The sequence below is a fragment of the Hydrogenophaga crassostreae genome (assembly GCF_001761385.1).
Taxonomy (GTDB): Bacteria; Pseudomonadota; Gammaproteobacteria; order Burkholderiales; family Burkholderiaceae_C; genus Hydrogenophaga; species Hydrogenophaga crassostreae.
Genome location: NZ_CP017476.1, coordinates 2170779 through 2184793, shown reverse-complemented (window position 1 = coordinate 2184793; position 14015 = coordinate 2170779). Strand labels below are relative to the sequence as shown.

Sequence of the window (14015 nt, the reverse complement as noted above, 5' to 3'; positions counted from 1 at the left end):
CACAACGTGTCGTTGAATTTGCATTCAGAGAACATTAGACCACGCTCCAGCGCACCACAAACAGGCTTTGGTTGCGGCTGGCGCGGTGCAAGCGCTTTTGCAAAGCTGCAATGAGCGCATCGCGCCGGGCTTCAATTTCGTCTTCCACGGCAAAGATGTCTTGCCGCTGGCGGCGCTGCTCGGTTTCGGTTTTGCGTATGTCTTGCTGGAGGCGCTGGGCGTCTTCCATGCTGAACGCCATGCGGGCTTGCCGCTTGAGGCCTTTGAGCTTGAGCTTGGTGTCTTTCAGCGCTTGCTCGGCGGAGGCAATGCGGTCGTCGGCCCAGGCTTCGAGCTTGTCGCGCTCTTGCTGGAAAAACTGGTCGTTGAGCTCCAGCGCGCGGCTGAGGGTGGCTTCCAGCTGGCGCTGGGCGTTGGCCTGCAGCTCCATGGGCGGGCTGGTTTGCAGATCGGTCGTGGTGGCCAACAGGTAGAAAAGCTTTTCGCAGCTTTCCTGGTCGATCACTTCACCAGCATCCGTGAGGCAGGTGAATACGAGGTGTTCTTCATGTTGAAAGCTGTCGAGCTCCAGCAGGCTGAGCTGCATCCAGCCGCTCTGCCCCACCAGGCGCTCTACCATGCTGATGCGCGGTTTGTGGCTGCCGTAATGGAAGGTGAGGCTTTGCTGTGGCGCTTGCAGGCTGCGCCCACTCTCAAGCACGTATTGGCCCAGCGGATGGGTCAGCCGGTAAACGCGCGCATGCTCGGGCGGGGTTTCGCCCTTGCGGATGAGCTGGTAGGCGCCGGGCGGCGCTTGCACCACGGGGGGCGTTTGCAGATCAAAGCTGAGCTTGGCGGAGTCGAACTGGGCTTGGCCCGCCAACACGTATTGCGTGAGCCACCAGAAAAACCGGGTGATGCGGTCGAGCTGGCTTTCGGCGCGCTCTTTCTGGCTGCGCAACAGGTCGTGGATGTCGGCGTCGAAATGCTCCAGCAGGAGCTTTTCGGTCTCTTGCATGCGGGCCTGAATGTCGGCGTCAAGCTCGGTGCGGAGCTCAGCGAACGCAGATTCGATTTCACCGGGTGTTCGGCATCGGTCGTAAATTTCGGCAATGCGCTTTTCAAAGTCCATCCCGCTTTCGATCTGGCCCAACACCTGGTCAGAAGCGCCGAACACGCCATCAAACAGATGGAACTTGTCTTGCAGCAACTCCAGCACGCGTTGGTCGGCTGCATTGCGCTGGTTCAGAAAGTTGATGACGACCACATCAAACCGTTGGCCATAGCGATGGCAGCGGCCAATGCGCTGCTCCACGCGCTGGGGATTCCACGGCAGGTCGTAGTTGACGACGAGCGAACAGAACTGCAGGTTGACACCCTCGGCGGCGGCCTCGGTGGCGATGAGGATTTCAGACTCTTGGCGGAAATGGTCGATGAGCGCGGTACGGCGGTCAATGGCTGGCGAGCCGGTCACGCGGTCGCTGCCGGTGTATTTGGCCAGCCAGCGCTGGTAGATACCCGTGGACGCAGGGCCCTGGTTGCCCCCACTGAAGGTGGTGATCTTGCCTGCGTAGCCGTGGGCTTCGAGGTAGCGGGCCAGATAGTCTTGCGTGCGACGGGATTCCGTGAAGATCACGGCCTTGCGGGCTGCGCCCATAGCGCCCATGCGCTCAAAGCCTTGTTGCAATGCCGACAGCAGTGCGTGAGACTTCTGGTCTTCGCGGATGTTCCGGGCCAGGCGCAGGTATTCGTCCAGCTCGGCCAATTCTTCGCGCACCAGTGCGTAGTCGACCGCAGGCGACCCATCGGCGGCTTGGGCTGGTGGACCGTCTTCTTCCAGCAGTTCTTCGTCGAGGTCTTCGCTTTCGATGAGCTGCTGAATCCACTCTTCGTCGATCGTCTGTTTATCCAGCAGGCATTGCAGCCTGGCGCGAATGGCTTCCAGTGTGGCCACGACAGCTTCGGTGGACGAAGCCAAAAGCTTTCGAAGGATGAGACCCACCAGGTGCTTTTGCCGGCTGGGAAACCCATAGCTGAAATCGCGCTGCAGGTAGGCTGAGATCAGCTCATAGAACTGAACCTCCTGCTCCGAGGGCGAAAACGGCGTTGTGATCGCATGGCGCTGGGTGTAGGGCACGTACTCCAGCACGTCACGGCGCAGAGTGCGTTTGATGAAGGGCTGGAGGCGGCGGCGCAGCGATTGAATGTTGCCTTCGCCAACGCTGTATTGGGTTCGAAAGCTGCGCTCGTCCCCAAAGATCTCTTCATCGATGAGGGATGTAAGCCCGTATAGCTCCATCAATGAGTTTTGCAGCGGGGTGGCCGTCAGCAGCAACTTTTTTCGACCAGCCAGCGCACGCTTGAGCGCTTGACCGGTTTCGTGGCTCTTGCGGTGCGCGTTGCGCAGTTTGTGGGCTTCGTCGATGACGACCACATCCCACGGCACGGCCCCCAGATGCGCTTCCATGCGGGCCGCGAAATGGATGGACATGACGCTGATGACATCGCGGTCCAGCGGGTCGTAGATGCCGCTTTCGCGCAGGCGATGCCAAGTGCGCGCGTCCAGCACTTCGACTGGCAGGTTGAATTTGTCAGACAGCTCCTGCGCCCACTGCTTGCGCAACGCGGCCGGGCAAATCACCAAGAGGCGGCGGCGGCGCTCTGCCCACAGCTGGCAAAGCACCAGCGCGGCTTCAATGGTCTTGCCCAGGCCCACCTCGTCGGCCAACACCACGCCTTTGCTCAGCGGGTTGTTGAGCGCGAAGAGCGCGGCGTCAATTTGGTGGGGGTTCAGATCAACGCTGGCATCGAACAGCGATTGAGCCAGGCGGTCTTCTTCAGATGCCGCACGGCGGCGCGTGAGCTCCCAGGCGAAGTATTTCGCGTGATGCGCGGTGGTGTGGGCCACCTGAGAGCCTGGTTGGTCTGATCCGTCCATCTTTACTTCCCTGAATCGTTATCCCATAGTCAAGTCAGCTGCCGCCTGAACATGCACCGGTCAATGGTCCCCAGTTTCCTTGGGCGCCAGTCGAACAGACCAATGGGTGCCCTGCTCTTGCTGCGCCACCAGCAAGTCGTAGGTTTTGATCATGTCGAGCAACCCCGAATGGCCATATGTTTGAGGCGAAAACGCGGGATCTGTGCGCTTAAGGTAAGAACCCAATGCACTGACCGTGATCTTGCCCTCTGGTGTGTCGGCCGCCAACATGTTGACCGCCTCAACAACGAATTTCGGTCGGAGCTTGGGGGGCGGCTTTGGCGAATCGAGCTTCGCCGGTTCGGCTTTCGTCCCGGCAGGCTTGGGATTGACCTTTTCCAGAGAGCCTTGCGCAGCGGTTTCAGGCACAGGCTTTTGCCATTCAAAGAACTGGTCGCTGGCGTTGCGCAAGGCGTCTGGCGTCTTGGCCTCGCCAACGATGTGCACGGTCGCACCGCGCTCGCGCAGCTTGCGGCAAAGGTAAGCAAAGTCGGAGTCGCTGGTGACCAAGCAGAAAGTGTCGGCGCGGTCGTCAAACAGCGCCTCGATCGCATCCAGGGCCAGCGCGATGTCGGCGGTGTTCTTGCCGGATGCGTATTGGTATTGCAAGCAAGGCGTGAAAGCCTGCCGCACAAGCGCCTCCTGCCATTTATTGGCCAGCGTGGTGTGGTTGCCATATCCACGCCTCAGCACCACGCGCCCAAACTGGGCCACGACCCGCAAGGCGTATTCGAGTATCTCGGGCGTTGTGTTGTCGCAGTCCACCAGGACAGCGACGCGCTTCTCTGCGTCTAAGCCATTGCTCATACATGCTCCCCTTTTCTTGGACGAATCATACGAGCTTGCGCGCCGCCCTCTCAGGGCTGATCGTGGACGCCAGTACCAGAGTGGACGCCGGGCACCGACACAGAAGGAGCCACGCCAAGCCGCCAGGATAAAAGCGGCCTCCGGCTCAGCTGTACGAACTGAAGTGTGACGACAGGGGGCGCGGGGCCATCACCCAGGCGCTTTGCAACAGCTGCGCCACGCAGCCTGGCCTGCCGAAAAGGGTTCGCCCAACTACGAGCACAACTACAGAAACTGCTCGACTGCAACCTACGGCACAAGTAGCGGCAAGAGAGTCGTGCTCTGCCAGAGCCTATGGCTGCGCCCCATTTGCGGGGCCGGTGGCAACAGCAATCGCATCGAAGAAAACCACTCGACACAGTTGTCGCCAGGATGCGACAAATTCGACCGTCGACATTAAGTTTACGAGGAACCGGCTGAAAAATTAGTTCTTTAGGGAACTTCTAATACTTACGCATATACCCGACCCTAAAGAATAGGTTTTTTGCTAATCACGAGACAAACTTCTCGAAGGCCAGCCAATGAGGAGAAATCGGGAATGAAGCCACCACACACAAAAAATACTTAGACAAAAAAGATCAACTGAATTAAAATAGACATTCACACAGAGTTCAGACGAACAAGGGTCAGACCCCGCCGCGAAACAGCTTATCAAGGTTGATGGCAAATTGCTAGCAGCTGCTGCTAGTAGATATCTCGTCATTTTTTTTACGGCTGATTGAGGCCGGTGACCATTCGGTCACAAACCACGTTTCGCAACTTTCGCACCGAGACGTCCTTATTGCCAATAGTGGCGGGGATGTCTATGCGCAAAGCTTATCGAAATCGATTTAACTCCAAACTTTTCAAGTTCAATCGCCGACCATCTGCGATTGCATCTACTTCGTCTAAATCCTCCTCTAAACAAGGAGGTGCTAGGCTGCTGCCTGAATGGAGGAGCCTCGTCTGCTTATCCGCTCGCGCACCGCCTCGGCCAAAAAAACATGGATCAGGATAAAACCTGACTCTAGACAAACAATCGCCACTAGCGTTCTTATTCAGAAAACCATACCACTCATGTCAAAAAAATATAACCACCTTTCCAAGGCTTGCCATTTTCAACCATTCTCCTTCGGAGAGCGAAATCACCTCCACTACAGCTACACGTCAGAAAAGATGTACTGCAAAAATGAAATATCCACAGATGATGATAGTTTCATCTACGTCGAGGCAAGAGAACTCGACGAAGAATCAAAACAGCAGCTCAATGCAATGGCGGCAGGCGACCACATTGGACCAATGCAGATTTTTGAAGGGCTTCGCAGCGACGCTCCATCACCGGAAGATTTTCAAGCATTGCTCTACCGCTATCGCATGACAACCACCAAACTTGAAGAGCTAAGAGATGAATTGAAATTCGAAGAACTGGATTCAGATGAATACTTTGACATCGAGGCCAATATCGACATCACACATCAGGATAAAAGCGAAATAACAATTGAGATTGAATTAATGATAACGGCCTACAACAAAGAAAGTGGATACGACTGGAGGGCAGAGGCAATATCTCATGGAAGTCCTTTTTCATGAATTGATGCTCAGGACGAGAAAACCGATTTCACACCCTAGATCCGTGCATACGAATTTTCATATCGAATGCAAAATTTTCCATCAAAAAGGATACTGCTTTGAACCATTTCAATTTTCAGATTGCTGACTGCCACACCGAAGCACCTAAGAACTTCCCCATCAAGGGAAGCTACTCAACTCTACTGGCTGCTCTGCCGCCGATGGGCGCTGATTTCTGCTGGGAAGAACACCTCGAAGACTGGGGTCCCGAGGAATGGGCAAAACTCTACTACTTACATATTGTTTGCGACTACTCCTTGCACACCGTGTCAGAACTGTTCACGACCATCGAAGTGAGAGGTGTACCTGTCGCAGTCGCATCTTTTGATTTTTTTCACCATCATTTCATGCCTCAGGTTCCAATGCACCTGAGAATGTTTATCAACTTTGATGAATACGAAATAGATTGTATTAAAAATGGCTACATCACATCCTTTACATTTGACGGCCAAGATTTTACTGCGATAGGATTTTCATAAACATTAGTTACGTGTGTCGACATAGAAATTTGCACACGCACTCTGATCCAACGAAGCCACCAGGCATTGAACTATATGAAAAAACACACCGGTAAATATTACGAAGTCGACCTTAACTACCAACTGGGGAAATTCGCCGTTCTCGACTTTGAAATGCACCATTATCATGACTATTCGTGGACTGACATCAGCAGTGAACAGGTGCGTACGTACTCAGCCCTTGGATACCTAAAACAAGCCATTGAGAAGGAATACGTTCCAGATTCCGAACTTTTGCGCGGCATCGGTTTTTGGATAGATAGGCGCCGTGAAGCCGAACCTTTGGCGGCTAAATTATTTCGAAATTACGTAGATTCGACTGTTAATATTGACCAAATCCTAAGGCTCAACAAAAGCGAAGAAAGCTTTTTGATATTGGAAATCATCAACAGTGACAAATTTTTCGTAAAACTAGAGCGAAAGAATCCTATTCTATTTGAAGAGGTTTGCCACGAAATGCACCGCAAGTTTGCCTTTTTGCGTCATAAAAATATAAGCGAATTTTGAGAAAATTCCAGACAGACTGAAGAGCGCTCAGGATATTTATTTGCCGCGCCCAGCCACTTTAAAATCAGGGTGATTGGTGAAAACGACGAACCCATAACGTAAAGCGAAACTCGGGCGCATATGCCCGGCGCACCTCAAGCAAAAACAGCCCCAGATCACCCAAGACGGTTTACGTCTGCTGGGGTTGTTGAAGCATACATAGTTGAAGACCGCGTATACGGATCCCGAGAGTCCACGCTTGCCAAGGTCGAATCGGTCGACCTGAGCGAGACATGCAGCAACCGCTGGGCACCATGCCTATTCAAACAAAACAGTTGCTTTTGCACACCAGCGTTCGCCACCATCCTCAGGCAAGAGGTAGCAGACATGCTGCCGTTACATCGAATCGCCTGAGGTACCTATTCGGAGCGGAAGTGGCGACTCAGCCCAGGATAAGCGCTAACGAGTACATCCAAACCAATGAAATCTGGTTGTGTCTGGCAATGAATCAGCCGAGGGGAGATCTGCTTAGGTTTTGGCTACGTGATTGATAGTTTTACGACACCACGGATCCAGTATGGGTTGGTGGCGCATCTCCACAATGGCAGTCTACGCACCAGTTGTGTTTGAACGACGCCTTTCCCAATGGGTGACTGCTGTGTAAAAGCTTCAACAAGTATTTCAAACGCATGCCCGCCCTTCCATTGGCGTTGCCACTCATGGAGACCTCCGTCTCAAGTTCGAGAAGGACTGCCGACTCCCGGGAACTGGGCACGAAGGCCAGAATGCGCCCGCTACAAGCCTGGGAGATCCTTCAAGGAAGATGATATTTTGATGGGCAGCCGGCAGGTAGCGCCCTCCTTCGGATGAGCCTCTCATTTTCAGAGAGCACGCATATGCTGCCTTCGTTCACAGGGGCGGATACTGCCCTAGCAAACGGTCATACCTGCGGGGAGCTGTTTCTCTCTTGTCCTTTGCACAGTCCCCGTATTCATGCCGCTTGCGCTGTCGGCCACCGAAAAAGGAAGCCCCACAGAGCAAGCCTGCCACGGGTTCGGTCTTCGCCCATCTCTGGGCAACGGACTGACACAGTCATTCCCTGCACGTTCCTGGGTGGGGCAGGCACTTCAACTGACCAGACAGTGGCGCGTGTGCAAACGCGCCGCCTGGTCAACCCGGCACTTTTTCTAATTGAATAGTACGGAAACGTCATTTCGCGACAAGTCGTTGTCTGCGCTGGTGCTTGGGCCTTGTACCTGTTCGCGATGTGACGAGTCACCGACCACAGAATCACTTGACGTCGTATCGCGAACGCTGCCCGATGCAGCCCTATCAACAGTCAACTTTGTCCGCTGGCCCGACCACTCAATGGACCAGTGGCTGAGTCTGCCAATCGCGTCAACGGCAATTTGAAGCTCCAAGCGCCGACGGCGGATGGTTCCTGCAGGCGCAGTGTCATGGTTGTCGGGCCATACACGGGCTGCCAACGTACTCAACAAAATGCTGAACCGTGGGCCGCCTTGACGCACCCACGTGGATAGAAAGGCATGCACATGCATGGCCAGATCACTGCCTAACTGGAGGCGCTCGACCATCCACAATTTCGCATACTGCCCGCCGAAAAATGAGGCCGCCAGCATATGGTTGACCGCCAGATGGATGCGTCTGTCATCGCCTTCGAGCCACACCATGAGAAACGCCTGGCGAACGCTTTTGTGTTGAGCATGTTCCTCCCACACCACCACCTCGCAGAGCCGCCGCAAGCTTGCCCGTCGAGAGGCAATCATCGACCCACCATTTGCAGCTCCGCATCGATGATTGAGCTCGTCCCAAGTGGTGCTCACCATGAGGGTATCGGGGAGACCGGTACCTCCATCGGGATATAGCGTCCCCCAAAGCCGACTGGGCATAGCACGGGCATCATTCCGCGTAAGCGTGGCGCCATCGCCCTCTTGCACATAGTGCTCGCCTGCGAGTTCCAGCACGGCAAGCAGCAACGTCTGCTCAGGAACACCGAGCGACTCCCTGGCGCTGAACCGCAACCAATGGTCGGAACTCAGCTCATAGCGCACGTCCAGCGTGGGTCTGCTGGCGCCCTTGGGCAAGGGTCGGAAAAGCAGGCTCAAACCCACGGGCGGGAACAGTCTCACAGGCCGTCGGTGCAGAGAGACCGTCGTCATGCTTTGCTCCTTGGGGTCGTCCGCTTTCTCGACAACGCGCCCTGCTCTGCATCTTGAGGCATTGAAACAGGGACGAGGACGCCACCTGCCGTGCGTTGCAACAAAACAGTTGGCCGTTTCGGCCCATAGTTGCGTTTTGCGTCGGCCAACGCGACAAAGTCGGCGCCAGCGTTGTTCGCTTGACCAAACTGCCTTAGCAGCTCTTTAGAGGGCTTTGCGAGGTTGGCTTGCCAACGCGTGTCATCTTTGAGCGCGGTAGATCCGCGCAAGGCATCGGCCTCCTCCCCAAAACCTTGCACCGATGCCGCTCTGCTGCTGTGATGCGCCAACAGCACAGCAGCTCCTGACTCCTGCGCCATTTTTTTGAAAACGGATACCAACGCGGACATCGGGCCTGAAGGATTCTCGTCCGCGAGATGCACCTGGCGCAACGGGTCAACGATGACAAGCCTTGCCCCGATGGCTTGCTCGCTGAGTTCTTGCGCATGTTCTGTTGCCTCGAGCTCAGGGGACAACAGGGTCAGCCGTCTGGCGCCCCCAAGGGAATACAGAATAAAGTTGTCGTGCAAACGGTCGAGAAACTCGCCCCACGACAGCCCATCAGGGAGCACATCCCTGAGGTTCAAAGAGCGAACAATGGCGTGGAGACGCGCCCAAAGCACTTCTACTGGTTCTTCCGCAGCCACCATCAGAACCCTTTGCGGGGTATCGACGGCCACGAAGTCTGGCGTGGTTCCGAACAATGGGTCCCGAGCCATCAGGCCCGTCGCCAAAAGAATGCCCAACTGCAACTCCAGCATCGTTTTACCCATACCCCCAGGGCTGACCAGCAAGCCCACAACTCCGGCGGGCAATCCAGGCAAAACAAAGTCGATGGCCGGGGCTGGATTCTTCAGCAGAAATTTGATGTCAAGTCGGCGACCGAGTGCGCTTCTCGCCACTGCCTCAGCCATGACACGCCTCCTCGCTGGAAGCACGGACCACCAAGCTTGTGTGCGCAGTTAGCGCTGAATGCGCAACTTGTCTTGCATTTCGATGCAGGACGCCATCGAGGGCGACTGAGCGGCGAACAGCCGGGTCATCAAGGACGACTTCAGGGCAGAGGCCCAAGTGATGGGTCAGAGTGACCCACAGAAACGGTTGGAACAGGTGCATGGGTGATTTGAGATGGGTTGCGCAGACAAGTAGCCGAATCCAGCCGCTTGCCGCCGCAGACACGGATCACCTGCAGCAATCTGTCTAGCAGCCGCAATTTATCCCTCGCCAAAAAAACACCCTGCACCGCACCTTTTCACACAATTTTTAGGTTCGGCCATCCGCGATGGAGCAACCTTTTACAGATTTTCTTACGGTGAATAAAACCACTCCTTAAACGACTCATCATCAACATATCGGAGTCTTTATGACCTACCCCATCCACGTACATCACAACGAAACATCAGCCCTGCCGGCACATTGCGGACCTGACATGCTCCCAAAGGAATTGCTGGAAAGCTTGATGAGTTGGCCTGTGCCGGCATGCACAGTTGTGCAGGACACCGAGCCAAAGGCATGGAACTTATTGCTCATTTGGTTGCCGGGGGTTGGGGCCAACACGCTGAACCAGCTGGCCCAACGGGAGCCCTATGTCAAGAACACGTTTTCAGCCGACCTCCTGAAATCGCGCACAATGCTTTGCTGGGAAACGCCTGAGGGTACCGAGGTTCTATTCGATGAATGGCTCCGGAATGCCGACTTGGTCGACTTCGGAAGGTCTCTCGGATACACCGTTGTCTTTCTGAACGAGCTCACCGCCTACAAATGCGAACACCACCTCGGCGCAGAAGAAGCCGAGGCATTTGTTTACGGACTGCAAGGGGCAACCTGCGGTAGTGGACCAAACTACAACCCTTGGCGCATCTGGAGTGAGGATGAGCTAAAGGAGCATGAAGGCCTCGTCGACGTACCCGACCCAAAAGTTATCCATTTGGCAATGCTGAGCTTCAAGCGCGAAGCCTGCACGAGCTAAAGCAGGAACTTTCCAGGCACCCTTCGTCAGTTTTGAACGGGTACCTGACGCGTCTGATCTTCGGTGACTCAAGCGGTTTCCCTCTGCGACGTAGGGATGAGTGACAAGCAACGCCAAGAAGAAAAATGGGGCGGGTCCAAGACCCGCCCTCAATCAGATACCCATAGTTCCTGTCCGACGGCTGTAGCGCTTCAAGGCAGCACCGCCAGCTCACTATCGATGTGGACCATCGTGGCACGCTGAAGCCAGCGCACCATCTCAGGCAGTTCACGCCACCCGAAAACATCGTTTCCACTGCTCTCAGCGTACAGTCGCAAAAGTGCAGTCTTCGCCTCAACACTCAACATCCCAGGGTCCCTCGGAAAAAACTCTTTCGCTTTGGGGTCCAGCAGCATCCGCCGATAGGCCCGCTCCACGAAGACCTCTTCAGGCTCGTTGGGGAAGGCAAAATCCCGGATGGAAATCGCACCGGCAAGTACTTTCACCATGATGGTGGGCACCCCCAAAAACCGCCCGCAAGCCTCGGCAAAACCTTGACTGATGTGCGTCACTTCTCGATGTCCACTGCGCAATTGCGCGATGTAACCGTAGCTGACACCCAGCTGTCGGGCGAGATTCTGCATTCCAATGTCTCGTATGCGCGCCTCATCAACGAGCCACGCCAGCAAGGGACCTCCCCGCCCAGCGTACAGCCGTGACACACGGTTCTCTTTGCCTTCAGGTTTCGGCAGGGCTCCTTGCTCGTGTTGCTGCACGCAACCATTTTGATTCTTGAAGTTCGTCTTCATGTTGTTCCTTTTTAGATCGCGAGCACCGGCTCACATTTGGTATAGCAACCGAGGTCTCAACAGGCCGAATGGCAACCGAAAAGACCATCTGACTTCAATGCTTGACCATGGTCGCCCCAAGCAAGTCACCCAATTCCAGCGCGAGGGCCTCCATCGGTGGGACGTAAGAAACGGATACTTGCTCAAGGTCGACACCTTCGGTCAAGCTCGGGAAAGCTCCGATTTCCGCGAACCGCCGGATGTCGGGACGCAAGGCAATCAGGGCCACTTTGCGTTCCTCGTCCGACAGGTTTTGCAGCTTGGTCATCAACTCGATACAAAGCGTTCGAGGCAGTTGCAAAGGCAACACAACACTTTCCGTGTCGCCAGAGTCCCCTAGCGAAAACCAGCAAGGCTGTAACAAGGAAGACGCTACGAAGCTCTTTACTTTCGGCTCGTAGAGCGGCAAAACGAAGCGATGTTGCAAGCCGTCGGTCTGATGTGCAATCACAAGGTAGCGTGCCACCTTGTCACCCCGCACCCAGATGTGAATGACGGTTGGAACATCCTCCGCGATTTTCTGGCGCATTCCTTGCGGAGATTCACCGAAAAGGAACCAGGGCTGCTCGTCAATCACATGCTGACGCATGCGTTCTTCAGACACGATGTCGAGCGCGTCCTCTGGGGCCATCAATTGCCCCTGATGAATCTCAATGTTGAATGTGCTCAATGGCACGCTGTGGCTTTTGCTCTCGATGTTCATGATGGGTTCCTTGAAATACGTCACTTCGACGCACTTCGTATAGCGACCACCTTTGCAGCAACCGCCGCGTCCACGCAGCGGACACAAAATCTGTTTCCTCACATTTCGGTTGCGTTGAAGAAGGCGGACCCACCGTAAGAAATACGGGTGCGACGAACGACCAGGTCAATACCTGAAGCAGGGTCATGATCGTGCTGATGTTCGGGCGGCAGCCACCGGCAGGAACAGCGTCTCCGTACCCCAGAGGAATAAATTGGTAGTTAATAAAACCTGGACCTAAACGACTTGTCAGTAATCCGCTGGCTCGTTCAAAAAGGTTCCCATGCGTTTCATTCAAGTCTCCGCCGTTTCCCCCGATGTTTCCGGCCAGTTTCGTCGCTCACCGACTGACCATCAGCTCAGCGCACTCGCTGCGGCGCACCGCGACCTGCAAACAAAGAAACACGCCCGGCTGGCACTGCGACACAACCAGTTTTCGGGCGGCATGGCGGGTGTGGAGGCGCTCATCGCCCAGATTGCTCATATCCGAAGTGCGCGCCTCACCCGCCCAACCTCGCGTATCCGGGAACGACTGGGCCACCTGCCCTCGCCTGTCACTGCCCAATCCAAGCAGAAGCCTGTCCTGCTTCCCATCGGTTCACTTCAAAGCCGGCTGGAAGCTGCGAAGAAGACGGCTGTTGAGCAGGCTGCCAAATCATGCTTTCGCCATGGCGCGGCCGGTGGTTCATCTGTGCGTGTCACATTGACCGACGACCCAGCCTCTGTCGACTACAAAGTGCTAATGAGCAGCAACCGCACAACGTACGGTGGCTCATTTAAAGGCTGGAGTGCAAACGAGGACCACCACCACATCACAGTGCCAAGGGACTGGCGCATTCGAGTCCTCGGTCGCGGACTGGCCACCGCTGGCGGCATGCTGACGCTGGACCTTCAGCCGTTAGTGGCGCATGGCGAAATCGAGCTATTCCAGGCATTCTGGGTCTCACAAAGTCGGGGCTTCCGGGTCAAAGTGCACCGGGGCGTCATTGCTTGCCTGGGTCACGAGAGCTTTCATGCTGACGACGCAGAGAACGCCATCAAAGGCATCATGCTCAAGCAGAAACGTGCGGCATCACCAGCCCGCGTACGAACTGACGCTTACAGCATCAGCGTGGACGCATTTGTCCAGCGGTATGCGGCTTTTGGCGAGGTAGAAGTTTGGGCCGACGATGCTCGCGAGGTTGGCGCCTGCGAATATGGCATCAAATCGTGGTGCCAGGCCGTTGCCATCGACCTGTCCGAATTGAGCACTAGCCTTTCTCGGATTCTCGAGGGCTTCCGAATCCGTCCCCTCATCGAGGTTCGCCGCACCGTCCTCCATGCTGTGCGGCGCCACCGAAAGTCGCTCAAGCTGGACACCCTTTAAGCCTCTACACGTCTCTCGTGCCGGGTAAGCATCTTGGTAGCAGCCAACCTGTTGGATCCAAGCGCCGCCGGCAGAGCGTCAGCGCCTCTTAGGGCAAATTTGGCACGAGAGCACTCAAACAGTCTCCCGAGTTCTGGACAGCCCGGCCGGATGAACGGACCGTCCAATCAGCTCTCCGGGCAAGGCTTTTACAGACAGGCTCCAGCTCGTTCCAGCCATGCCCACCAAATGGCCGATCAGCTGGGTGGCTCATTCCTCTCTCAGAAAAGCGCATTTCGAGGCCAATCGATCAACGCTCATGTCCGGCGAGGTTTCGGCATCCAACCCGTGCGTCCTCTGCCGGCTTGGCTGCGCAATGACATTGCTACCCGGTTGATCACGCCTCTTCCTGCTGGGTCTTCAAACCTCTTTCGAGATCAGGCTGGTCTGGCGTCTGTCGCTCACCTCCCAGGGGTGGTGTGAGGCTGGTGTCTACACA

General features: G+C 55.6%; 11 protein-coding genes. 5 read left to right on the top strand and 6 right to left on the bottom strand.

Translation table 11 applies throughout. From position 1 onward, the window contains the following. Window positions 1–34: 34 nt before the first annotated feature. Together LPB072_RS10150 and LPB072_RS10145 are read right to left on the bottom strand one after the other, a co-directional pair. The gene (locus LPB072_RS10150) at window positions 35–2917 is read right to left on the bottom strand and encodes an SNF2-related protein (RefSeq protein WP_066088014.1); all 2883 of its coding nucleotides are present in this window, start codon (window positions 2915–2917) and stop codon (window positions 35–37) included. A 60-nt stretch (window positions 2918–2977) separates the two neighbouring features. Then, window positions 2978–3763, bottom strand: coding sequence for an NYN domain-containing protein (locus LPB072_RS10145; RefSeq protein ID WP_066088017.1), 786 nt, complete (start codon window positions 3761–3763; stop codon window positions 2978–2980). Between the two features lie 1095 nt (window positions 3764–4858). Between LPB072_RS10145 and LPB072_RS10140 the strand changes: the two genes are divergently transcribed. The 3 genes from LPB072_RS10140 (at window position 4859) to LPB072_RS10130 (ending at window position 6435) form a co-directional block, all read left to right on the top strand. Continuing rightward, the gene (locus LPB072_RS10140; protein ID WP_066088022.1) at window positions 4859–5371 is read left to right on the top strand and encodes a hypothetical protein; all 513 of its coding nucleotides are present in this window, start codon (window positions 4859–4861) and stop codon (window positions 5369–5371) included. A gap of 98 nt (window positions 5372–5469) precedes the next feature. Beyond that, entirely contained in the window at window positions 5470–5889 is a 420-nt protein-coding gene (locus LPB072_RS10135; protein WP_066088025.1) for a hypothetical protein, read from the top strand. A 75-nt stretch (window positions 5890–5964) separates the two neighbouring features. Further along, window positions 5965–6435 (top strand): hypothetical protein, encoded by a 471-nt coding sequence (locus LPB072_RS10130; RefSeq protein WP_066088027.1) that lies wholly within the window; start codon window positions 5965–5967, stop codon window positions 6433–6435. 1166 nt (window positions 6436–7601) lie between these two features. Here LPB072_RS10130 and repC read toward each other — a convergent pair. Together repC and LPB072_RS10115 are read right to left on the bottom strand one after the other, a co-directional pair. Further along, entirely contained in the window at window positions 7602–8594 is a 993-nt protein-coding gene (gene repC, locus LPB072_RS10120) for a replication protein C, IncQ-type (RefSeq protein ID WP_066088033.1), read from the bottom strand. Beyond that, window positions 8591–9547, bottom strand: a complete 957-nt coding sequence (locus tag LPB072_RS10115) for an AAA family ATPase (protein WP_066088039.1) — start codon at window positions 9545–9547, stop codon at window positions 8591–8593. The genes repC and LPB072_RS10115 overlap by 4 nt, the downstream gene beginning before the upstream one ends. 449 nt (window positions 9548–9996) lie before the next feature. On the opposite strand from LPB072_RS10115, the gene LPB072_RS10110 reads away from it, so the two are divergent. Then, complete coding sequence (locus LPB072_RS10110) at window positions 9997–10602, top strand: hypothetical protein (RefSeq protein WP_157559276.1); 606 nt, start codon at window positions 9997–9999, stop codon at window positions 10600–10602. A gap of 191 nt (window positions 10603–10793) precedes the next feature. Here LPB072_RS10110 and LPB072_RS10105 read toward each other — a convergent pair whose 3' ends face one another. After that, window positions 10794–11390 carry a membrane-bound lytic murein transglycosylase EmtA gene (locus tag LPB072_RS10105; protein WP_066088045.1) on the bottom strand — a complete coding sequence of 199 codons (597 nt, stop codon included), beginning with the start codon at window positions 11388–11390 and terminating at the stop codon, window positions 10794–10796. A 94-nt stretch (window positions 11391–11484) separates the two neighbouring features. Then, window positions 11485–12132 carry a hypothetical protein gene (locus LPB072_RS10100; protein WP_066088049.1) on the bottom strand — a complete coding sequence of 216 codons (648 nt, stop codon included), beginning with the start codon at window positions 12130–12132 and terminating at the stop codon, window positions 11485–11487. A 493-nt stretch (window positions 12133–12625) separates the two neighbouring features. On the opposite strand from LPB072_RS10100, the gene LPB072_RS10095 reads away from it, so the two are divergent. Continuing rightward, entirely contained in the window at window positions 12626–13537 is a 912-nt protein-coding gene (locus LPB072_RS10095; protein ID WP_157559275.1) for a hypothetical protein, read from the top strand. Window positions 13538–14015 lie beyond the last annotated feature (478 nt).